At 54.2% G+C, this 21,667-nt stretch carries 20 protein-coding genes; 4 read left to right on the forward strand and 16 right to left on the reverse strand.

What is annotated here, in order from left to right; genetic code table 11:
• Window positions 1-7: 7 nt before the first annotated feature.
• From DGO_RS21305 to DGO_RS16285, 11 genes are all read right to left on the reverse strand, one after another.
• Window positions 8-1,141, reverse strand: coding sequence for a glycosyltransferase family 4 protein (locus DGO_RS21305; protein ID WP_050920955.1), 1,134 nt, complete (start codon window positions 1,139-1,141; stop codon window positions 8-10).
• 117 nt (window positions 1,142-1,258) lie between these two features.
• Window positions 1,259-2,416: a glycosyltransferase family 4 protein gene (locus DGO_RS21820; protein ID WP_014695653.1), complete on the reverse strand. Its 1,158-nt coding sequence runs from the start codon at window positions 2,414-2,416 to the stop codon at window positions 1,259-1,261.
• Window positions 2,413-3,471 carry a glycosyltransferase family 4 protein gene (locus DGO_RS16265; RefSeq protein ID WP_014695654.1) on the reverse strand — a complete coding sequence of 353 codons (1,059 nt, stop codon included), beginning with the start codon at window positions 3,469-3,471 and terminating at the stop codon, window positions 2,413-2,415. Before DGO_RS16265 ends, DGO_RS21820 begins: the two co-directional genes overlap by 4 nt.
• Window positions 3,468-4,622, reverse strand: a complete 1,155-nt coding sequence (locus tag DGO_RS16270; protein WP_014695655.1) for a glycosyltransferase family 4 protein — start codon at window positions 4,620-4,622, stop codon at window positions 3,468-3,470. The genes DGO_RS16265 and DGO_RS16270 overlap by 4 nt, the downstream gene beginning before the upstream one ends.
• A gap of 33 nt (window positions 4,623-4,655) precedes the next feature.
• Window positions 4,656-5,600: a glycosyltransferase family 2 protein gene (locus DGO_RS21310; RefSeq protein ID WP_014695656.1), complete on the reverse strand. Its 945-nt coding sequence runs from the start codon at window positions 5,598-5,600 to the stop codon at window positions 4,656-4,658.
• Window positions 5,601-5,610: 10 nt separating this feature from the next.
• A complete protein-coding gene (locus DGO_RS21825) occupies window positions 5,611-6,702 on the reverse strand; it encodes an O-antigen ligase family protein (protein WP_145975442.1) in 1,092 nt (363 codons plus the stop codon).
• Window positions 6,703-6,983: 281 nt separating this feature from the next.
• On the reverse strand, window positions 6,984-7,217 hold the full coding sequence (locus tag DGO_RS21830) for a hypothetical protein (RefSeq protein ID WP_145975443.1): 234 nt from the start codon (window positions 7,215-7,217) through the stop codon (window positions 6,984-6,986).
• 92 nt (window positions 7,218-7,309) lie between these two features.
• On the reverse strand, window positions 7,310-8,251 hold the full coding sequence (locus tag DGO_RS21835) for a lipopolysaccharide biosynthesis protein (protein ID WP_169331039.1): 942 nt from the start codon (window positions 8,249-8,251) through the stop codon (window positions 7,310-7,312).
• A 27-nt stretch (window positions 8,252-8,278) separates the two neighbouring features.
• Window positions 8,279-9,715: an undecaprenyl-phosphate galactose phosphotransferase WbaP gene (gene wbaP / locus DGO_RS16275; protein ID WP_014695660.1), complete on the reverse strand. Its 1,437-nt coding sequence runs from the start codon at window positions 9,713-9,715 to the stop codon at window positions 8,279-8,281.
• A gap of 5 nt (window positions 9,716-9,720) precedes the next feature.
• Entirely contained in the window at window positions 9,721-11,409 is a 1,689-nt protein-coding gene (locus tag DGO_RS16280) for a polysaccharide biosynthesis tyrosine autokinase (protein ID WP_014695661.1), read from the reverse strand.
• Entirely contained in the window at window positions 11,406-12,500 is a 1,095-nt protein-coding gene (locus DGO_RS16285; RefSeq protein WP_014695662.1) for a mannose-1-phosphate guanylyltransferase, read from the reverse strand. Before DGO_RS16285 ends, DGO_RS16280 begins: the two co-directional genes overlap by 4 nt.
• A gap of 253 nt (window positions 12,501-12,753) precedes the next feature.
• On the opposite strand from DGO_RS16285, the gene DGO_RS16290 reads away from it, so the two are divergent.
• Complete coding sequence (locus DGO_RS16290; protein ID WP_014695663.1) at window positions 12,754-13,812, forward strand: glucose-1-phosphate thymidylyltransferase; 1,059 nt, start codon at window positions 12,754-12,756, stop codon at window positions 13,810-13,812.
• Between the two features lie 3 nt (window positions 13,813-13,815).
• Here the strand turns inward: DGO_RS16290 and DGO_RS16295 are convergent, their stop codons facing one another.
• Both DGO_RS16295 and pabB read right to left on the reverse strand, forming a co-directional pair.
• Window positions 13,816-14,433 carry an aminotransferase class IV gene (locus tag DGO_RS16295; protein ID WP_043804187.1) on the reverse strand — a complete coding sequence of 206 codons (618 nt, stop codon included), beginning with the start codon at window positions 14,431-14,433 and terminating at the stop codon, window positions 13,816-13,818.
• Complete coding sequence (pabB, locus tag DGO_RS16300; RefSeq protein ID WP_014695665.1) at window positions 14,430-15,620, reverse strand: aminodeoxychorismate synthase component I; 1,191 nt, start codon at window positions 15,618-15,620, stop codon at window positions 14,430-14,432. The genes DGO_RS16295 and pabB overlap by 4 nt, the downstream gene beginning before the upstream one ends.
• A 78-nt stretch (window positions 15,621-15,698) precedes the next feature.
• Here pabB and DGO_RS16305 point away from each other — a divergent pair, with 78 nt between their 5' ends.
• On the forward strand, window positions 15,699-17,033 hold the full coding sequence (locus DGO_RS16305; RefSeq protein WP_014695666.1) for a S8 family serine peptidase: 1,335 nt from the start codon (window positions 15,699-15,701) through the stop codon (window positions 17,031-17,033).
• A gap of 2 nt (window positions 17,034-17,035) precedes the next feature.
• The gene (locus DGO_RS16310) at window positions 17,036-17,260 is read left to right on the forward strand and encodes a hypothetical protein (protein WP_014695667.1); all 225 of its coding nucleotides are present in this window, start codon (window positions 17,036-17,038) and stop codon (window positions 17,258-17,260) included.
• Window positions 17,261-17,313: 53 nt separating this feature from the next.
• On the opposite strand, the gene glmM is transcribed toward DGO_RS16310, so the two are convergent.
• Window positions 17,314-18,651, reverse strand: coding sequence for a phosphoglucosamine mutase (gene glmM, locus DGO_RS16315; protein ID WP_014695668.1), 1,338 nt, complete (start codon window positions 18,649-18,651; stop codon window positions 17,314-17,316).
• 96 nt (window positions 18,652-18,747) lie between these two features.
• Window positions 18,748-20,193 carry a S8 family serine peptidase gene (locus DGO_RS16320; RefSeq protein WP_014695669.1) on the reverse strand — a complete coding sequence of 482 codons (1,446 nt, stop codon included), beginning with the start codon at window positions 20,191-20,193 and terminating at the stop codon, window positions 18,748-18,750.
• 255 nt (window positions 20,194-20,448) lie between these two features.
• On the opposite strand from DGO_RS16320, the gene DGO_RS16325 reads away from it, so the two are divergent.
• On the forward strand, window positions 20,449-20,841 hold the full coding sequence (locus DGO_RS16325; RefSeq protein ID WP_014695670.1) for an HU family DNA-binding protein: 393 nt from the start codon (window positions 20,449-20,451) through the stop codon (window positions 20,839-20,841).
• A gap of 121 nt (window positions 20,842-20,962) precedes the next feature.
• On the opposite strand, the gene DGO_RS16330 is transcribed toward DGO_RS16325, so the two are convergent.
• Window positions 20,963-21,664: an amino acid ABC transporter permease gene (locus DGO_RS16330; protein WP_014695671.1), complete on the reverse strand. Its 702-nt coding sequence runs from the start codon at window positions 21,662-21,664 to the stop codon at window positions 20,963-20,965.
• Window positions 21,665-21,667 lie beyond the last annotated feature (3 nt).

Below are 21,667 nucleotides of genomic sequence, written 5' to 3' on the forward strand. Positions count from 1 at the left end.
TCAATTCCTATTCGCGGTTATTATTTTTCCTATCACGGAAATGCATTTCGATAAGATCATTTACTAATTTTCTTACTTCATTTTCAAATCTTTCACCACTAAAACGAAGGGCGTTAGTCCTACAATCTTCTGGCTTAAAATCACTATTCAACTCAAATTTTGATACAGCATCTATTAGTGAATCTACCGTCTGTTCGGGAAATAGAATTCCAGTTCGCCCATCTATAATAGTTTCAGCTGATCCACCCTGCCCATATGCAATTACAGGAGTACCACAGGCTTGGGCTTCAACAGGAACAATTCCAAAATCCTCCTCAGCTGCAAATATGAATGCTTGTGCCCTCCTCATGTAATCACGCATACTCTCGAAAGATTGATATCCCAGTATCTTTATATTAGGTGTCGCCAAGGATCGAATTTTATCCATCTCTGGGCCATTACCGATCACGATTAGTTTTTTATCTGGCATTTTAGCAAAGGCAGCTACAATTAAATCAACACGTTTATAAGGTACTAATCGCGACGCTGTTAGATAAAAGCCACCCTTTTCTGTTCCTGGAGTGAAATTGTCTACCTCTACCGGCGGATAAATAACCGTAGATTTACGACGATATACCTTCCAAATACGTTTAGCAATAAAATTAGAATTAGCTACAAATACATCTACGCCTGAGGATGTTCTAACATCCCATAGGCGAATATAATGCAAAATAATTCTTGCAAAAATTGATTTTATACCTCTGACTATATTTGCTTCAGCCAAGTACTGGTGCTGCAAATCCCATGCATAACGTATGGGAGAATGACAGTAACAAATATGCAGTTGTCTAGGGCCGGTAATTACCCCTTTGGCCACCGCATAGCTACTTGAAATCACTACATCGTACGTAGATAAGTCAAATTGTTCAATCGCAATAGGCATCAGTGGTAGATAATTACGATATGCAGTCTTAGCCTTAGGAAGACGCTGAATGAAAGAGGTTTTAACTTTTTTATTACGTATGAATTTTCTTTGATCTTGACTCAGGAAATCAACAATACTGAATATTTCAGCCTGAGGGAAAATATTTATTAGTCTTTCTAGGACTTTCTCTGCTCCTGCTTCGGTAACTAACCAATCATGTATTATAGCAACTTTGATTTTTCCAAACGTCTCTTGATTTTTCACTCTTCTCCTTTCTAAACATATCTTTCGACATTAATCTTTTAAAGTATATCTTTTAGACAATCTGTATAGAACTAATATCCGTATAATAATCTATTTATCCAAAATAGATTCGATCTCTAGATCCAAATTTTGGATCATATTTTCGATGTCAAATTTTTCTTTAGCGTGTTTAAAGCCAGCGATTGCTATTTCATTGGCTAATTCCCGATCATTAAGAAGCCTAAGTATACTTTCAGTTAGTTCTTTTGAATCGTCCGGTGGTACTAATAAACCATTATATCCATTTTGTACAATTTCTAATGCCCCACCGGCTGCCGTAGCAATTACAGGACGCCTAGATAACATACCTTCTATAATTACTCGTCCCAATGGTTCAGCAACTGTGGAAGTATGTAAGACAATATCTACAGATCGCATCAAAGCAGGTACATCCTCACGAAATCCTAAAAAATGAACGCGTTCTTCTAGATCCCAATCTTTAACCAGATTTTTTAGATGTTCTACATAATCCTTTTCTCCAAAAATAGCATCCCCTACGAATATTGCGTGAACTCCAGGTAAATCCCTCAAAGACTCTAGTAAAATATGTTGCCCTTTCCATGGTGAAAGTCGACTAAAAACTCCCACTAGAGGCTCATCACTTATACCGAGAAGTGAGCGTAAATCGGGTATACCATTTCCTGCTTGACTGATTATTTGTTTTGTGTCTAAACCATCATGGATTACACGTACTTTATTAAGGTTGCCACCCTGGTCTAAAAGTGCCTGTGCGCTAGCCTGGGAATTAGCAATAACTAGTTTGACTAAATTATTAGACACTATTTTAACTATACGTCTCATATTTTGACTAAAGTGCTCTGAACTCATAATATCACGCAAAAACCAGAGAACTGGTTTACGAGTCAGAAAGCCTACTATTGCACAAACCATAAGAGCTTTTTGGGTATTAGGGACAATTAAGTCATACTTTCTAGCTTCAAAAGTAGTTTGAGCTACCAATTTTATTATACTTAAAAAAGATTTTATATTCGGTATCTTATTAGAATCTCTACGTATTTCTCTAATGTCTTGAGACAAACTAATTATCTTTACACTAATACCAAGAGATTCTAATCGATTTCTAAATGGCCCATCCTCAAAGAGAACAACCTTACTTCCTTCTGAATAATATTTAGCTACATCTATTAGTGATAGCTCCGCCCCTCCAAGCTGACCACTCTGATCTACAAATAGGATACGTTTACTCATATAGATGTAATATCCTTATATAATTCCAGATATTCGTAATTCATTCTTTCAACAGTAAATATATCTAGATCTTGATAAGCTTTAGTAGACATCTCCATCCGATATTCTGGCGATTCCAACAGTTTTTCTAATTCAAAAGCTAACGCGGTGGGATCTGCTGGTGGAACTAAAATTCCAGCTTGACCATGTGAAAGTGCTTCTGGAATACCCCCTACGTTACTAGCAACTATTGGAAGACCCATTTCTCGCGCCTCTATCAAGACAAGCCCAAATGACTCTTTTAGAGTAGGAAAGGCAAAAATATCAGCACTTAGCATATATCTTTGTGGTTGAGGATCAAACCCAACAAAGTGTATTTTGCTACCTACACCGGTATTATTTGCTAAAGTTCGCGCTATCTGCCAATCGAGCCCACCCACGAAATACAGGTGCGCATTAGGAAATCTAGATGATAGATTTTTAAACGCTTCGATAATAATGTCACTACCTTTACGTTTTAATACAGCTCCAACTACAACAATAGCAGGGTGATTGAGATCTACCGGAGTGATTTCTTGGAGTGATTTACGGCGCGGACTACCTATAGTACCATTTAATATGACCCTTAATTTACCCCTGTCAATTCCACGCCTTATCATAGCATCTTTCACATTTTCGCTAACAGCTACAACTCTGTCACCTAAACGCATCAAGTCAGCGCTTTTCTGAAACTCATTATGTACCGTAGTAACAATCTTATATGAGTTTTTTTTACGAGTCAGCCTTGCTATTACTGCTCCAGTCATCATATGGGCGTGAACAACGTCCGGCTTAAATTCTTCGACTATTTCCTGCCAAAGCTTAGTGGCCTTTATCAAATTTTTTGTATTACGCTGCTGATCAAAATACACGTGATGACCACCGTATGCTTTTAGCAAATCTACGTACTCACCACCCGATGAAGCAACCAACACTTGATGACCTGCGCGGGCCTGAAAGCAGGCTAAGTCTGTTGCTACATTAACAATTCCATTCCCTATTTCTCTAAATTCATTGAGAACATGTAGAATTTTCATTCTAAAGCCTCACGATATATCTTAGCAATTCTAGAGGAAGCCACTACCCAACTAAAATTTTTATCGGCATATTCCATACAAGTTTCCTCATCGGGTAAAGCTTGTTCACCGGATAGTATTTTCGTTAAACCATCTGCTATAGCATCTGGCCCCGTAGCTGGTAGAACTAAATCAGCAGAAAGGTCTTCTACTACTTCAGGTAAACCTCCAACTGGAGTTACTAAAACAGGAGTACCGGAAGCTAGCGACTCCACAGTGATTAGACCAAAACCCTCTAACGATATCGTAGGAACTAGTGTAAAATTAGCAGCTCGATAATTTAAGGCAAGTTTATCATCTGGAATAAATCCTAGTAATTTTACATTATTTTCTAGTGCACGATCAATAATAATCTGACTAAGTTCAGAGTGTAAATGTCCTTTTCCAGCTATTAGTAATAGCACGTTGGGAAACCTAACGCGTACGTTTTCTATAGCAATAATAGCATCTTCTAGTCCCATTCTATTAGCTAGACGGCGTACTATTAAAATAGTCGGTCGTTCTAAGCTCCAGCCCAGTTCGTTTCGTGCCTGATCACGTGAGACACTAATTGCATTTTTTGTAAATTTTCTAGTTTCTATCGCTCCTGGAATAATTACTATCTTATCTAATGGAATATTATATTCTTCATGTAAAATTTTACGAAAAGCTTTAGATAAAACTATGATTCGTTTAGCACGGGAGTATACGGCTTTTTCTATAAATTTAGCTATTTTGACCCAATATATTTTTGAGCCCTCTACAGATGCTTCGAGTGCCCATGGTCCATGAAAATGTACGACCAACGGACGCCGGCCGATCAGACTCAGTATAGGAAAGGCGTGTAAGGCAAAATGGGATACCAATAGATCCGGGGCAAAAGATCTGAACGTCGCCCTACTAAAGTGGTATATGGAAATTAACTTCTTGAGTAGTGGAGTTGAGGTGTCCGTAGCTGATTTGATAGCTCCTTCAGTCTGGATATCCACTTGGTCAGACCCAACTACTAGACCCCTAACATCAAAGCCATTTTCAGGAAGGCGTCTAATCAAGTCATAATAAAATCTATCCAGACCTCCCCCTTGCTCCGGGAACCAAACCAAGCCAATCTGAAAAATCTTGATACGTCTCATTATATCATCTTCCCCAATTATACATTTGCTATATTAAGCTGATTTTTTTACAGAATTCATCCAAGATTTTACTCCCCACATTCTACCTCTGAGACTAGCAATTAGATACTTAAAAGTGTCTAATCTATACCTAGGAAGTAATCTTAAAGCCTGTATTACGCCGGGAGCTGCTATAGTTCCAACACTTAGAAACCACACTATAAATACTAATCTTCTAAAAGGATTCATATATTCCAAGAGGACAAGTGTTTCATTATGAGTTGCATTTGATATGGCTATTGAGTTTAGAGGGCTTCTCTGATCTTCGTCATATCTTTTTCCTCTGTAATGATTAACTGAAATACTGGGGTCGTATATTAGTTTCCAGCCTTTTGATTTAATTCGCAGACTCAAAGCTATTTCCCAGTGGACTTGAGCGCCGGAACCTTTCAATCTATTGTCAAACCCCACTTCGTCTAAAATAGACTTTCTATAAGCACTTATTCCGTTAAGTATGTCTACTTCACGAGGATTGCCAAAGCCACGGTAGTGGTTACCAATCACTCTACCAGAGTATTGAATTTTACCTACTACAGATTCATTACCATCATCCACAATTCCCTCATAGTGATCCCAGTAACGCCCCCCCACTCCGCCAATAGTAGCATCGAGAGAAAAATACTTTTCTATACGCAGCAACCAATCTGGCCAAGCATAAGCGTCATCATCTATTAAGGCAACTATATTTCCACTTGCTAACTCTACACCAGCAGACATTGAGGCGATTGCACCAGCTTCGGAAACCTTTATATACCTTAGCTTTAAATCATTTAGGCTTTTTCTTTCTAGAAAATCGATAGTAGCTAGGTCATTTTCACGACATACGACTACTATTTCATCTGGCTCTCTGATCTGACCGTTTAGAGATATTAGACACTTCTCCAAATCAGCGGTTCGCCTATAGGTCGGGACAACCACCGTAATACTATTACTATCCATTTTACTCCCCCTATTCATATTTGGATTTCTTTGCGATAATCGCAGCAAATCCCAAAGAGCTCCAAAATATAATCCCAGATACCCCGATTAATGTATTAACAAATATCATTTGGGAAATAATAGATATTGCAATAGCTTGTAGTGAAATTATAGTGGCGGTTTTACTCAAAATATATAAATTTAATAAAAGTATAGCAACACCGATACAATATAGAATACCAGGTATAATTCCAAGTGTGTAAAATATACTTAGGAATCCATTATCAAAATCTAGAATGGCATTTCTATTGCTAGAATTTAAACGCGCAGATAGACCTGTAGAGCCTAAGCCATGGCCAAATGCCGTCAGATTTTCTCCAGATAATATGTTGTTCAAAAATTCACGTCTGTCGTTAAAACTTTTATCTTCTTGGATATTACCAAATGTTGATAAACGCATTTCTATAGAGTTATATAGACGAGAGGTATAAATAAATGGAATAATTAATAATATTCCAATAAAAAACGTAAGTATCATTTTAGATGATTTAATAATATTGGAGCGTAATAAAATTACCAGTTGACCAAGAAACCATCCTCCCCAGGCAGATCTTACCAATGAAAGCAGGAGTGAAAGTCCACCAAATACCAAACCTATAACCTTTCTGCTTTTTTTCAGACTCACATTACTTAATAGTAATATGCCAGACGTTATTACTATTGCAAAAGGTCCAGGAGAATTGAGAGTGCTAAATACTCTTACATTATAAGGACTAGGATAACCGATAGAATTAATATCAGCGTTCCGCATCCAATATGCATCCCAAGGCAGGATATTTACGAACTGTATGATTCCATATAATCCCATAAACACTACTGATAAGCTAATGGGCTTGAGCATAGCCTTATAATCTAATTCAAGAGTTTTCCTCTTAAGAAATATAAATACCATAAGGGATAATGGACACAGCCAATCAAGTAAACTAAAGGTAGCAGAAAAAATACCGCTTTCAAATATACCGACTAAATATCCACACAGGATAGATACAGTAATAACAGATATAGCTAAACCCTCTAATCTTTTAATTTTGACTCCCTTGAATAATATAGGAAGTATGCTCATAATAGTTACGATATGGGGAGTAACTATAATAAGACTTACATCATGAAAACCAGCTTGATAGTCAGACAACCTACGTATTAAGGGACTGAAAAACCATAACATATATATTAAAGTAATATATTTAATAGCATTATTAGATATAAAATAAATACCTAAAACTACCATCGCTACTGGATATATTATATTCAGTAAACCGCCGAGGCCAGATAAGATAAGAGCGGATATAATTATAGCTATTGTATAGATTAGCAGTTTCTCGTTAGATATTTTACTATAAAATATCATGCGTTTTGTTTCCTTAAGTGAATTCTAAAACGTATGTCAAACAAAATGTAGGTCGCCAATAAACGCACAATAGAAATAATCAGAAGACTAAAAGCAACACCTACTAATTGATTACTCTTTGCTAAAATGAACAATAAAGGGATTCCTAAACCGAATGATATTGTCTGCGTCATGGTAACTTTACCCGGCTGATTAATAGCTAAAAATGGTTGCGCCAGCACCCAGCTCATCCCAGTAAGAACTGCCTCAAATAGCAGAATCTGAAAAGGCAAGGATGCTTCGGAAAAATTTGAACCGTAAAAAGTCTTGATGAGCCAAGGACCTAAAAAAACAATGGAACTGCAACTAAACCAGTAATGCTAGTACTCATCAGGAGTGCTCTTAAGGTTTTTCTTCTTATAACTCTTTCTTCTTGCTGAATTAGATCTGGAATAAGAACAGTTATCATAGCAGTCTGCACAGCATTTAACACTCTAGATAAGCTAAGGGCCACAACATAGTATCCCATTAAAGTAGGTGTTAATAGTCCTACAACTACAACCCTGTCCAACTGATCACCTAGAGTTCGTAATAAATCAACTGGGTAAGCTCTCAAAGCGTAATTTAATAAATCCTTCCCTTTAGACATATTTATTTTGATATCAAGTTCAAAATTACGTAAAACCCAGAATATACCGTATATAAATACAGGTATTTGAGCAAAAGCCAAAATTAAACTAGTTGTTACTGGATTAAAATTTTTTAAAGCTACTAATATAAGTAAACCTAATAGTGTCACTATAGAAGGCAAAAATCTAAACCAGTTGTAGACTTCATACTGCTCTTTAGATTGCATTAAGGAGTTTAGTATAACTGATAGCAAACTTATTGGCGATAGCAGCATAAAACAACGCGCGAAATATACTATTTCATCCGAGTAACTTTTTAATAAAAGGGGCATAATTATAATACCTATTAAAGTTGAAAGAAGTCCTAAAAACAAACCCAAAGTTAGAGAAACTTTCGTGTACAGGCTGGAGCTCTTCGGATCAAATCGAACATAATAAAGAGTAGCTGCGGGGAGACCTAGCGTCATTAAGTAAGCCAAAAATTGAGGCCATAAGAGGATGGCAGATTGTTCACCCCGTCCTTCAGGACCCAAAAAACGAGCAATAAGGATACCTGTTAGAACATTTACTCCCAGAACCCCAAAATTAGTCACAAGAGTTGTTATTAAGTTCTTGTAATTTACTAATACATCACTTAATTTGAATAATTTCTTCACGGCACACCTAAAACAAAGAATGGCAATTTAGTACGCACCTTTACCAATCAAAACAACGCGAATTGTTTGCAAAAGTATAATTAGATCAAGCCAAGGAGACCAGTTGGTGATATAAAATTTGTCCATATTAAGACGTCCTTCAAAGGTTCCTCCACTACGTTCATTTACTTGCCAATAGCCAGTCATTCCAGGAGTAACTGATAGTATTTCATTCGTAAAACCGCTCATCTTGCTCAACTCACGTGGTAGATAAGGCCTAGGCCCCACTAAGCTCATTTGACCAAGTAGTACGTTCACTAACTGAGGCAGCTCATCAAGACTAGTCTTTCTTAGCAAACTACCAAACGGAGTTATACGTGGATCTTCGCGTAATTTATGAAATAAATCATATTCAGCCCTCTTCTCATCATCATCCTTCAACATCTCAATCAGTCTCTGCTCAGCATTTAAATACATGCTCCTAAACTTATAGCATGGGAACGTCTTTCCCTTCAAACCAACGCGGCTTGCCTTATAAAAGATAGGGCCGGGGCTATCTAGTTTAATTACAAGACCAATTATAATAAAAAAAGGGATTACGATAATTAGAATAAGGAGAGAAATCACAATGTCTATCGTACGCTTAACAAATCGCGCCCGAATGCTGCTAAGGTTATTTCTGATTTCTAGGCTAACAATGCTGCCCATGTGGTGAGGTTGCAAGGCATGATTAGGAACACCAATTAGATCTGGAATAACCCAGGTAATTTGAAATGTACTATAAAATCTATTGATAATGTTTTGTTGAGTGGCAGCACGCGCACCCGGTATAGAAATGAGCGCCTGTTTAGTACGCGGTTCATTCAAGGCGTCCTCCAGTGTTCCCACGATTGGTACACCCTCAATCAAATCTCCCTGAAGAGCAGGGTTATCATCGTATGCTGCAACTGGACGTAAACCATATGAAGGATTAAATTTTAATTGATGGATTGCCAGAACAGCAGTTTGACCTGCACCTATAATACTTATTGTCCTCCCATAATAGCCAGCACGAATCATAATTATACGCAACAAATATCTCACAGGTAAGGCAAAAAGTAGAATCATTGTCCACTGCAATAAAATAGAAGTAAATGTGATATAAAGTTGATGAGCAGCGAAAACAGCTGCAAGCTGTGCTCCTAAGAGCTGTATCGTACCAACAGTATGTAGTCGCAATTCAGTTTGAGCAGAACGACCATATCCCGGATATAAACCTTGATAAGCCCGCCAGATAATCCACAAGCTCAGCCAGACCACATAGGTCGCCCAATCAAATTTTAAATGACTAGTTGAATTCAAAAACAGTACACACAATCCCGCCGCGAATAAGCCGACCGCAAGATCACCAAGTAGAAGAATTAATGATTGTGGTAATTCGGTTAAACGAGAGCGCTCATGGGCACTAGAACCAGGCAGCGTAGGGATAACTGAAGGCAAACCCATGACCTTTACCGGTTGTCCGTACGCCGAGGCGTATAGCTATAGCCATAGTTCTGGCTATTGCGGCTAGAAACCGTCACCTTATTCAGCACGAAGCCGAGGATGGGCAAGCCACCCTGACGGGCGCGGCGCAGTAGCTGGCGCACCGTCTGAAGGCTAGTCTTACCCTCCTCGGTGACGATAAGCACACCATCAGTGTGTCGCCCCAGCACCAGACTGTCAGCCAACGAAAGCAGCGGGGGGCTATCGATAAGGACCAGATCGTAGCCTTGGCTCCACTGAGGCAGGATGCTTCCCAAATCGGATTGGTTCAGGAGAGGCAAACTGTCATGCAGGCCCGGCCCGGAGGGCAACACGTGGACCTGTGGCTCAACTTCCATCACTTGGACATTGCCTGGCTGCCGTAGGGCGTCCTGGAACGAGCGTGCGCCGCCCTCCTGCCCAGCGAGCTGAGTCCAATGGTGTTCACGCTCAAACTTATCCCACACTTCCTGCTGAGTACCCCGGCGCAGGTCAGCATCGATAATCAGTACTCGCTGCCCGCTCGCCGCAAAGCTATCGGCCAGTGTAGCGGTCAGGCTACTCTTGCCCTCTCCCGGCGAGGTAGAGGTCACGAGCACGCACAGGCTAGTCTTACGAGGCAGTTGTGACAGCAGGTTCACGCGCAAGAAGCCGATGGCCTCGTACAGTCCCGCCTGCCGCGCTGCGCGGACAATACCGCTCAGGACAATATCACGCTTGCGCAGACGGGGAATGGTTCCCAACGTTGGCAAACCGAAGTTCAGAAGATCCTCTTCTGAGCGCACCGAGCGGTCCATAATGACACGCAGCACAGCGAGACCCGATCCTAGTAGCAGGGTCAGTAGGCCCGCCAGAATAGCGTTGCGAGTCGGCCGGGGCGAAACCCGGTCAAGCGGCGCAACAGCTGGCGCGACTCTCTGTAGGTAGCCTGCGAGACCTACAACCTGAATGCCCGCCTCAGCCAGACTACGCTGCACACCGGCCCGTGCCGTGATCAGTGTCTGGCGCTCGACATCCGTCAAGTCCCCGGCGGCAAGCTGAGTATTGATGGAGGCAGCCTGTGCCCTCAGGGACGCCTGCGCCCGCTGGATGACGCTCAGCGCACGGCCCCGGTCCCAGCTCAGGAGAGCGTCAGCTGCGATATCGGTCAGGGCTGCTGCTGCCTGAGGCGTTGGCCCTCTGGCCGAGACGGTGTAAACTCCGTTGCCCTGCGAGTCCAACCGGGTCTGCAATTCGATGGTGCTCAGCGACTGACGTTGCAATTCCTTTTGCAGGTCAGTACTTAGGGCCGCGCGCTGCGAGGCGGAGAATTGCGGGGTATTCTGTACCTGCTTGATAATACTGCCCAGCACCACTGGACCCTGTAGGGCCTCCTGAAGCGCCCCGGGGGGCAGCGGCGCAGCCGTGATCAGCGAGTTGCCGCCCACATTAACGTTCCCCGAAGTCACTAGACTGGAGGAAGCGACATAAACACTGGGCTGCGAGCGCGACCAGACATAGACCACTCCCCCCGCAAGCGCTGCTGTCAGCAGAATCCAAGGCAGTCGGCGGCGCACGCCCTGCCACAGCGCCCCCAGTTCAATCTCGTTGTCGTCCCCACCATTTCCTGGAGCGGGCGGCTGCGGCCCACGTTGGCGCGGCACGTTTTGAATATCGTCAGTAGGGAAAGCGGTCATGCGAAGCGCTCCAGTTCCGGGTGGGCTTTGAGCTGCTGCACGACTTGCTTGATATCCTGGGTCCGATCTTTGCGCACCACCAAAGTTACCTCACTGGCCCGCACCACGACGACATCGTCGAGGCCGATGGTCGCGATCAGGTCATCACCACTGGTGGTATAGAGAATGGCTCCCCCCGTGTCCAGGCCTACATGACGGCCGACCGCCACGTTCTCTCCCTCACCTTTGAGCAGCCGTTCAAGCGCGTTCCAGTCGCCCATGTCATCCCAGCCGAACTCGGCGGGAATCACGGTCACCTGATCAGAACGTTCCAGGATTGCGTAATCAATGCTGATTTTGCGCAGCTGCGGGAAGATATCGCGTACGGTCGGGCGCATCGGGCCATTGTCCCGCACGGCCTGAGAAAGCTGCGTGTACAGCTCAGGCTGATATTGCTCGAAAGCCTTCAGGATCGCTTCCACCTTCCAGATGAACATGCCACTGTTCCAGCTGTACCCGCCCGCCTCGAGAAAGCTCTGGGCTGTGTGGCTGTCCGGCTTTTCCGTGAAGCGGGAGACCGCATAAGCAGACAGACCCAGATCAGGAGCGATGAGATCTCCCTGCTGGATGTATCCATATCCTGTGGCGGGAAAGGTCGGTGCTACTCCAATGGTGACCAAGCGACCGGTCTGGGAAGCGACATCAACAGCGCGGCGAACAACTTCTAGGAAAGCTTGCAAAGAGTTGATCCGGTGATCGGCCGGAAAGACCCCCATGACTGCCTGCGGCTGGGTCTGAGCAATCTTGAGAGCTGCGTAAAGCACTGCCGGCGCTGTATCGCGGGCCACAGGCTCCACGAGCAGATTCTCAATAGGCATCTCGGGCAACTGCTCGAGCACCTGACCCCGGTAGTCTGTACTTGTGATCACCATAACCTGCCCGGCATCGCCCGCAAGTTGCGCCAGACGGTCGCTGGTCGCCTGCAACAGGCTGCGACCAGAGTCGTCCAGTGTGAGAAATTGTTTGGGGCGGTGGCGCCGGGAAAGTGGCCAGAAACGCTCTCCACTACCACCCGCGAGAATCACCGGCACGAACATTGAGGTCGTGTCCATCTGGCTCATTCTGGCACACTGAGGCAAAAAGGAAGTCAGATACGCGAGGTGTTCATTTTTACCCTCGGGCACACTGAACCATGCCCAAAAGTGTACGTTTTCTGATGGTTATCTGATGGAGTGATTTCTCATGGACGTATCCCAAAACCCCGTATAGAAGCGTGAGAAGACTTCGACCTTTGGAGCGACACTCAAGGAACGAACAGATCCGTCCCTCTCCTGCGCGGCTGTCTTGCGCTTATCCTGTTCACACATGAAAGCCATTATCCCTGCCGCTGGACTCGGCACCCGCCTGCGTCCGCTCACCTTCACGCGCCCCAAGCCTGTCCTGCGGGTCGCCGGGCAGCCGATCATCCGCCACGCCATTCGGACCCTGCAGGAAGCAGGCATCAGTGAGATCGGCATCGTGGTGTCGCAGCTCACGCGCGAGGAGATCGCCCACGCCATCCGCAACGTCACGGGCGCGCAGATCACCCTGATCGACCAGAACGAGCAGCTCGGGCTGGGACACGCGGTCCTGACCGCCCGCGAGTGGGTGGGCCAGGACGATTTCTGCGTGTACCTGGGCGACAACCTCTTCGAGTACGGCGCGCGGCCCTTCGTCGAGCGCTTTCAGGAGGCGCGGCCCGACGCCCTGATCGCCCTCGTGCAGGTCGAGGATCCTACCGCCTTCGGGGTGGCGCAGATGGACGGCGAGCGCATCGTGCGGCTCATCGAGAAGCCCAAGAACCCGCCCAGCAACCTCGCAGTGGCGGGCCTGTACTGCTTCACGGCGCGGCTCTTCGAGATGCTCGACGGCATGCCGCCCTCGGCGCGCGGCGAGTACGAAATCACCGACGGCATCCAGCGCCTGATCGAGGCCGGGGCCACCGTGATGGGCCAGCCGGTCGTCGGCTGGTGGAAGGACACCGGCCGTCCCACCGACCTGCTCGAAGCCAACCACCTGCTGCTGGAAAAGCTGGAAAACGATATTCAGGGCGAGGTCATCGAGACGCGGGTCAGTGGCCGGGTCGTCATTCCCGAGTCGTCACGGGTGGTACGCAGCAAGATCGTGGGGCCCGTCATCATCGGAGAGAACGTGGTCATCGAGGACGCCTACATCGGGCCGTTCACCAGCATCGGGCGCAACAGCATCATTCGGCACGCGGAGGTTGAGCACAGCGTCATCGACGCTGACGCCGTCATCGAGAACCTGAACACCCGTCTTCAGGACTGCCTGATCGGCGTGCGCGCCCAGGTCCGGGGCGGGCGCACCGTGCCGCGCACGCACAAGCTCACGGTATCGGACGCGAGCATCGTCGAACTGGCCTGAGCCTCAATTTGGTGACAGCACCACCGGCTGCCACCCCCGTAGGCTGTTGAGGTGCCAGACCTCGGCGGCCTGCGTGAGGTGTTCCCGGGTCAGCAGGGCTTCAGAGATCTCCCCCGTTGCCAGGGCCGCCGCGCGCGCCACGCCGGGCAGCACGCCCGCCGCCAGCGGGGGAGTCATCAGCCGGCCCCCAAGCCGTAGCACCACCGTTCCGGTCGTGAATTCGGTCAACTCACCGCGCTCGTTCCAGAGCAGGACTTCCTGAAGGTCCGGCTGGGCAGCGCGGTGGGCCTCGTACACGGCGCGGTCGGTGGTCTTGTGGGCAAGATGGGGGTCGCCACTCCGAATCGGTGTGCGCGCCAGGGCCGCGCGCAGGGGCACAGGCTCGTCCACCAGTGGCAGGGCCTGTGCTGAGAGGTCGCCGTCCGGGGCGCACAGCAGCCGCAGGCGCCACACGCCGGCCGGATGCTCGGTGGCCCGCTGCCGGGCCAGGGTGCACAGCGCCGACCGGTCGAGGGACCAGCCGAAGTGCCGCGCCGAAGCCGCCATACGGTCCAGGTGCGCGTCCAGGGCGGGCAGTTGGCCGGTCTCCAGGCGCAGGGTTTCGAGCAGAGAAAAGGTCAAGGCTCTCCTCTTCCGACCAGCCCCCGCACGACTGCCGCCTTCGTCAGGACCTCGGCATATTCGCCGCCCGGGGTCGAGTCCCACGTCACGCCGCCCCCTACGCCGTACTCAGCCATGCCACGCGCCATATCGAGGGTGACGGTGCGGATGGGCACGTTGAAGGCCATCCCGCCCCCCGGCGACAGATGACCGACCGCGCCGCAGTACACGCCACGCGGCGCTTTTTCCAGCGTGCGGATCAGGCGCATGGTGCTCACCTTGGGGGCGCCCGTCACCGAACCGCAGGGAAAGAGCGCGCCGAACATCTCGGCCAGCTTGATACCGGGCCGCAGTTCGGCGCGCACGGTGGAGGTCATGGTGTGCAAAGTTGGATGCGTCTCGACCTCGAAGAGCCGGGGCACCGCGACCGTCCCGAAGCGGGCCACGCGCCCCAGGTCGTTGCGCAGCAGGTCCACGATCATCAGGTTCTCGGCACGCTCTTTGGGCGAGGTACGCAAGGTGGCGATGCGGGCGGCGTCCTCCTGCGGGGTCTCTCCCCTGGGCGCGGTGCCCTTCATGGGCCGGGTCAGGATCTCGCGGTCAGAGACGCTGAAGAACAATTCCGGCGACACCGAGAGCACCCGCCAGCGCCCCGCGTTCAGGTAGGCCGAGTACCGGGTGGGCTGCGCGCGGCTCAGGGCCATGAACAGGGCGAGGTCGTCCCCGGCGAAGGGCGCCCGCAGGCGAAGGGTGTGATTCACCTGATAGGTGTTGCCCTCGGCGATCTGCCGCCGGATCTCGGTGATGGCGGCGGCGTACTCCGTCTCCGGGCCGTCCGGAACCCACTCGCCGAGGCTGAAGCCCCCAACAGGGCCGGGCAGGTCGTCCAGTTCCTCGAACTCCGTGAACAGGGCGAACCACAGCAGCGGCATCTCCCCGGCCGGGTGGGTGACGAGGGCCGGGTCGAAGGCCGGGGCCGCCTCGTAGCCCACAAACCCGGCGGCGTACAGACCGGCGGCGACGGCCTCCTCGACCTCCTCCAGCGCAGGAAGCACCTCGGCCAGCGTATGCGCCGTGACCACCCGCACGGGGTCGCGCAGCAGGCGCCAGCGAGGTAGAGCCGTGACGGGGTCGCCGGGCGCGGCGAAGCGCAGCAGGGCCGTAACGGGCGGGGAACTGGACTGCTCTAGGCTGAACACGCCCCTCATTGTGACGGTCCTCTCCCGGTCCGGCGGGGGGTGCGAGAATGGCGGTCCACCCCCCGCCCCTCACCGGAGGAACACCGCATGGACCCTGCGCCCACCGATACCCTGATGCACGAACAGCCGGCCCATATCATCCTCTTCCGCCGCGTCGCCGCCGACAATGCCGGGCTGCTCGCGGCCGTGCTGGACGTCTCGCCGCTGCCCGGCCCGTCGGCGCGGGCGACGCGCACGGTCCTGAGCACGGCCAACGGCGTCCACGCGCGGGTATACCGCAGCCTGGGCGTGGCGGTCGCCACCCTGACCCCCGGCGAGATCACGCGGCTGCGCGCGCTCGACGAGGTCGTGGCCGTGCTGCCCAACGAGGAGCGCCACCTGCCCGGCGACCTGCGGGAGGGCATGCGGCCCGGCATCCAGATCGAGCCCCCGGAGGACCAGGCCGAAGACACCGACGGCGAGGCCCCCGCCGAGGACACGCTGCCCCAGATCGGGCTGTATCCCGGCCCCGACGTGCCCACCGGGCGGGGGGTGAAGGTCGCGGTGCTCGACACCGGCGTGGACCTCGCGCACCCCGACCTGACGGTACTACCCGGCAACGCCGTGAGTTTCGTGGCGAGCGAGCCGGGCGCGCAGGACGAGCACGGCCACGGCACCCATTGCGCCGGGGTAGTGGCGGGCCGCGCCCAGCCGGCGGGCGGGCGGCGCTACGGAGTCGCCCCGGAGGTCACGCTGCTGGTCGCCAAGGTGCTGGACCGCAGCGGGCGCGGCACCGACGACCAGATCATCGACGCCATCGACTGGGCGACCGACCAGGGGGCCGAGGTGCTGTCCATGAGCCTGGGCTCGGCCCGGCCTGCCGGCAGCCCGCCCAGCGTGCGCTATGAGGTGATCGCCCGGCGCCTGCTGGAGCAGGGCGTGCTGCTGGTCGCCGCCGCCGGCAACGAGAGCCTGCGCCCCGAGATGGTGGCCCCGGTCGGCAACCCCGCCGCGTGTGCCAGCGTGCTCGCCGTGGGGGCGGTGGACGGCCGCGACCGCATCGCCCGCTTCTCGTGCGGGGACGTGGACGGCCTGGGCGCGGTGGACGTGGTCGCCCCTGGCGTGGGCGTGCTCTCGGCGTGGCCGGGCGGCGGCACGCGGCGCCTGAGCGGCACGAGCATGGCGACCCCGCACGTCGCGGGGCTGGCAGCGCTGCACGCCCAGGCGAATGCGGGGCTGAGCGGGCGCGCGCTGTGGGACCGCCTAGTCGCCTCGGCGCGGCCGGTGCCGGGCCTCGCCCCGAGCGACGGCGGGGCTGGGGTCGCGCAGGCCCCGCAGGCGGAGGAGGCCGCTCCAGGAAACGCCTGGAGCCGGCACAACGTCGGCAGGTCACTTTCGCGGCGCGCGCCAGCCGTACACTGCCTCCCAGGAGGCCTGCCCTGACCATGCGCGTACACATCACCCTCGATCCGGACTGTTCGCCGCAGGAGTTCGACCCGCAGGAGGTCCGCAGCCAGCTGGAGGAGGCGGGCGTACGCGAGATCAGTACCCGGCACCTCGCCCGTTTTGGGCTGGTGTCGGGACAACTGGACCGGGGGCAGTTCGCGGCGGTCGAAGCCCTGCCCATCGTGCACGCGGTCGAGGCCGACGGCGTGGTCAAGGCGATCTGATATTTTCGCCTTCTCTCGGACTCGCCGTTAACTTCAATTGAGCTGCCGAAGGCTCACTTTCCAACGACCTGACCGCGGGCCTGGACGACGCCGGCCAGGTCGGCGGCGATCTGGTGGATCTCGGTCTCGTCTTGGCCCTCGACCATCACCCGGATGAGGTTCTCGGTGCCGCTCGGGCGCAGGTTCACCCGGCCCCGGCCCCGCAGCCGCGCCTCGGCCGCCTCGACCGCGCGCCCCACCTCGGGGTCGCGGGCGATCGCCTTCTTGTCCTGCACCCGCACGTTCACCAGCGTCTGCGGATACATCACGAGGTCGTCGTGGACCGCGTCCAGGGTGGTCCCCAGTTTGCGCAGGCTGCCCAGCGTCAGCAGCGCGGTCAGCACGCCGTCGCCGGTCGGGGCCACGTCCAGGAACAGCACGTGTCCGCTCTGCTCGCCGCCCAGGTTCAGGCCCTTCTCGTGCAGGCGCTCGTGCACGTAGCGGTCGCCCACGGCGGTGCGCTCCAGCGGAATGCCCGCCTCGCGCAGCTTCACCTCCAGGCCCATGTTCGCCATGATGGTCGTCACCACCGCCCGCTCGCCGCGCGCCCGCGCGTTGAGCAGCAGCATGTGGTCACCCTGCACCTCGCGCCCACGCGAGTCCACGAACAGCGCCCGGTCGGCGTCGCCGTCGAAGGCCACGCCCAGGTCGTAGTCGCCTTCCATGACCAGCCGGCGCAGGTGGTCCATATGCGTGCTGCCGCAGCCCCGGTTGATGTTGCGGCCGTCGGGCGTGGTGTACACCGCGAACACGTCGGCCCCCGCCGCCTGGAACACCTTGGGGGCCACGCGGTAGGCCGCCCCGTTGGCGCAGTCCAGCGCGATGCGCATACCCGAGAGGTCGGGTGCGTGCGACAGCAGGAACGCCACGTACAGCCGCTCGGCGTCGGTGTAGTTGGTCACGCCGCCCAGCGCCACGCCGGTCACGGGCGCAAAGCCGGGCACCTCGTCGATGGCCGCCTCGATCTCGTGCTCGGTGGCGTCGCGCAGCTTCTGGCCGTCGGCGCCGAAGAACTTGATGCCGTTGTCCTCGTAGGGGTTGTGCGACGCGCTGATGACCACGCCCGCGTCGGCGCCGAGGTGGCGGGTCAGGTAACTCACGCCGGGGGTGGGCAGCACGCCCAGGTGGATGACGTTCACGCCCCGGCTGGTGAGGCCGGCGGCGAGGGCGGCTTCGAGCATGTCGCCGCTCTGGCGGGTGTCCTTGCCGATGACCACGCTGGCGCGCGGGTTCTGACGTTTCAGCACTTCCCCGGCGGCGGCCCCGAGGTCCATGACCCAGGCGGCGGTCAGCGGAAACTGCCCCGCGACGGCGCGCACCCCGTCGGTTCCGAAATACTTGCGTTCACTCATGTCCCCGTCATGATACGGCGAGAGACGTTTCTCTAGAAACGAGGCTAGAAAACCAGGAGTCACGTTTCCCACGTGACCTCCCAGCTAACCGGACAACTACCGCAGCGCCGCCTTCACTGCCGCCTCGGCGTCGAGAAACTTCAGGGTGTTGACCTGCCGCGTGTTGCCCAGCAGTAGGCCTTTGACCTGCGCGGCACTCAGGTTCGGGTTGACCGAACGGATCAGCGCCGCGACCCCGCTGACCAGGGGCGCAGCCTCGCTGGTTCCGGCGCGCAGCGTGTAGCCGCCCTGGTCGCGGGTCGCCAGCACGAGCTGGTCGTAGGAATTGCTCGTGTAGCAGTTGGCCGTGCCAGTCCCCGCGTTGCCCCCCGGCGCGACGATGTCGAGCTGACGCGAGCCGCTGGCGTTGCCGGGCCGGGCACTGTAGCAGGCGAGCGAGTCCTCGCGGCCCACCGCCCCCACGGCGATCACGTTAGCGTTGCTGGCCGGGTAGTAGATGCCGTCGCCGCTGGTGTTGCCGGCCGCCGCCACGAGGACGGCGCTGGACGCGGCGCTCGCCAGGGCATCGTCGAGGGCCTGGTCGCCGGGGTTGCCCTTGATACCCAGACTCATGTTCACGACTTTGGCCCCCTGGCCCACCGCGTAGTTCAGCCCATTGCGGATGGACACGGTACTGGCCCCCACCGCGCCGCCCTGCTCGTTGATCACCTTGATGGGCAGGACGTTCTGGCCCTGCCAGGTCACGCCCGCGAGGCCGGTACCGTTGTTGGTCGCTGCGCCGATGAGGCCCGCGCTGCTCGTGCCGTGGCCCCGGTCGCCCTGCGACACCTCGGGGGCGCCGTCGCTGCCGCCTCCGCAGTTGTCGAAGGTGCGCCCAGGCAGCAGACGGCCCGTCAGGTCCGGATGGCCGTCGTCCACCCCGGTATCGAGCACGGCGGTGAGGGCAGCGGTCAGCGGTTTACCTGCCGTCTGTACGGCGGCCCAGGCCTCAGGAGCCCGGATACGGGTCAGATAGTCCTGATCGTAGAGACTCCCGGCGACCTGCACACCGGCGTTGCCCGGATACCCCGGATCGTTGGGCACGGCGAGGGGCGCGTACAGGAAGTTGGGCTGGGCGCGTACACCCACCGCCTGGAGGCGCAGGGCGAAGGCCCGGTCCTCCTGCCCGGACGGCGTGAAGGCCAGGGTCAGCGTGTCGTCCACGCGCAGGGTCCGCACGCCGCTCAGCACCTGGAGGCTCTGGGCGCTCAGGCTGCCCCCACCGACGAGCAGCACCTGTCCCGCGATATGGGGCGCGCTCCAGTCGGCCGCCGGAGCGCTGCCTTGAGGGGCCGGCGCGCCGCCCGTCGCCAAGCCTGAGGCCTGCACCGCGCCCGGCAGACTCTGGGTACAGACACCGGTGCCGCCGCCTCCACCCCCACCGCCGCCCCCGCCCCCGCCCCCGTTGCCCCCGCCGTTGCCGGGGTCCACGCCCACGTTCCCACAGCCCGCGAGCAGCAGCGCCATGCCCAGCAGGGCCACACATGCAGAATGTCGTCTCATGCTTCACACGTACTGCCTGCGGCTGAGGCGGGGGTGAGGGCAGGCGTCAGCCGGGGGTCAGCGCGGCAGGGGCGTGACAGCTGCGGCGCGTGCTGGACGGCAAACGTCTCCTTTTGTGCGGCACTGACGGTTTCCTTAACCCAGTGCGCTCGCCGGGAACCCTGCCCCACAGAACAGGTCCGGAACCTGAAGAACGGCGTGTCAGCGGGCATTCCCCCCCGCCAAAGCCCCTTCACAAGGGCAAAACGATATGTCATGCTGCTCACCATGACGAAAAAGTCGACGAAGGCCCCCGCGAAAAAGACCGCTGCCGCCGCTGCTCCGGCGCCCGCCCCCAAGGCGGCCCCCGCCAAGAAAGTTCCCGGTGAGAGCAACAAGGTCGCCAAGACCCAGCTCGTCGAACTGGTCGCCGACAAGACCGGCCTGACCAAGAAGCAGAGCGAAGAAGCCGTCAGCGCGATGCTCGACGTGGTCGTGGACGCGATCAAGAGCGGCAAGAGCGTCGGCCTGCCCGGCCTCGGGACGATGAGCGTCAAGGAAACCGCCGCCCGCACCGGCGTCAAGCCCGGCACCAGCGAGAAGATCCAGATTCCCGCCGGCAAGAAGGTCGCCTTCAAGGTCGCCAGCACCCTCAAGGGCAACCTCTAAGCGTCTGTTCCTGTCCGGGGCCGCTTCCTTCGGGAACGGCCCTTTTTTCGTGTCGGCGCGGCCCGTGGGACGCACGGGGGCGGCCCGGAGATCAGGCCGCCCCCTCCTCCGGATTCCGGCTTCAGGTCGCGGCGCTGACCCGCCCCGGCGCGGCCTGACGGGCCACGGCCCGGCGCGTGCGGCTCGCCAGACAGCGTTCGAGCGCGCGGCTCGCCAGCGAGATCGGAAAGCACAGGGCGAAGTACAGCAGTGCGACCAGCCCGTAGACCTTGAGGGGCTCGAAGGTCGTGTTGGCGATGACCGTGCCGGTCTTGGTCAGGTCCATGAAGCCGATGATGGCGGTCAGGGCCGTGCCCTTGACGACCTGCACCAGAAAGCCCACCGTGGGCGCGACCGCGACCGTCAGGGCCTGCGGCAGCACCACCAGCGTGAACCGCTGCGCGAAGGACAGGCCCAGGCTCGCGGCCGCCTCGCTCTGGCCGCGCGGCACGGCCTCGATGCAGCCGCGCCAGATCTCGGTGAGGTACGCGGCGCTGTACAGGATCAGGGCGACACTGGCCGCCGTCCAGGGTGAGGTCTCGATGCCCAGCAGCGCCAGCCCGAAGAAGGCCAGGAACAGCTGCATGAGCAGCGGCGTGCCCTGGAAGATCTGCACGTACCAGCGGATCACGGTCTTGACGGCGCGCTGACCGCTGAAATTCAGGGCCGTGAGCAGCAGGGCCAGCAGGCCGCCGCCCGCGAAGGCGATCAGCGAGAGCAGGACGGTCCAGCGCAGCGAGAGCAGCAGTTGCCGGAGGATATCGGCGGTGGTGAATTCGGACATGGC

This window comes from Deinococcus gobiensis I-0, assembly GCF_000252445.1.
In the GTDB taxonomy this organism is placed as follows: Bacteria; Deinococcota; Deinococci; order Deinococcales; family Deinococcaceae; genus Deinococcus; species Deinococcus gobiensis.